The organism is Tolypothrix sp. VBCCA 56010, from assembly GCF_050875635.1.
In the GTDB taxonomy this organism is placed as follows: Bacteria; Cyanobacteriota; Cyanobacteriia; order Cyanobacteriales; family Nostocaceae; genus Hassallia.
Genome location: NZ_JBPAOH010000381.1, coordinates 1 through 840, shown reverse-complemented (window position 1 = coordinate 840; position 840 = coordinate 1). Strand labels below are relative to the sequence as shown.

At 39.2% G+C, this 840-nt stretch carries 1 pseudogene; it reads right to left on the bottom strand.

Features of this window, described 5'->3' with window-relative positions:
• Positions 1-378 precede the first annotated feature (378 nt).
• Positions 379-840 (bottom strand): annotated as a pseudogene (locus AABK37_RS41610) (ISKra4 family transposase); the annotation flags it as partial.

Genomic DNA, 840 nt, shown 5'->3' with positions numbered 1-840 from the left:
ACTTTGGCAAAAATATATTAACCCTGTGTTGTGGGTTATCTTGGGTTATCAATAGGACTTACGCACGCTCTCAAATTTCTTATCTTGTGCATTGACGTAAAGCTTGCTGGTCTGGGTTGTTTCCCCCGGCAGACTTTACGAAAATACGTCGTTTCAGGCTTTGATCAATTATCCTTTGATAAATAGCGATCGCCTAAAAACAGTCGAAAAATCAAGGTTTAATGCCTGAAATCTATACCACACATTTGGTATTTCCTGTCAATGCGTGAGTCCTAATAAAGCCAAATTTCATCTGTTAAGGTTTAGGCGCAAGGAAAAGTTACAGCCAAATAAAGGGTGCGATCGCAAGTAAGCCTTGTTCAAGTAAGAACGATTAAGTTAAATAGCTAGTAAACCATTCAGGTAAGCGCAACGAACAGACAGAACCTGATTGAGATTTTCAGCTTTCCATTGTGCTCCAGAGATTTTGATTCGTTTGCCAAGGACTTTGATTGCTGACTCTACTGCACCTGAACCAATGGAACATAGCTGTTCAGCTTGATAATATTCGTAGTTGACAATCCGATTGCGATGTTTGTCAAGATAGGCACAAAAATTTTTCACTTGTTTACCTCGACAATTAACTAATAAAGCCTTAGTTGCCTCGACATTACCTTGCCAAAGAAGAGTTTCAGCCTTTTTAAGCCGCTTGATTGATCCACCAACTTTATAAAGATTTTCTTTAAGATGATACCAGTCCAAGATTTCCCAGCGTTTTTGCTCTATACCAAAGTCTTGGACTAAATTCCAAACTCCTGGATGACCATCTCCCAAACAAACAAGTGGGTTGAGCAATTTTTG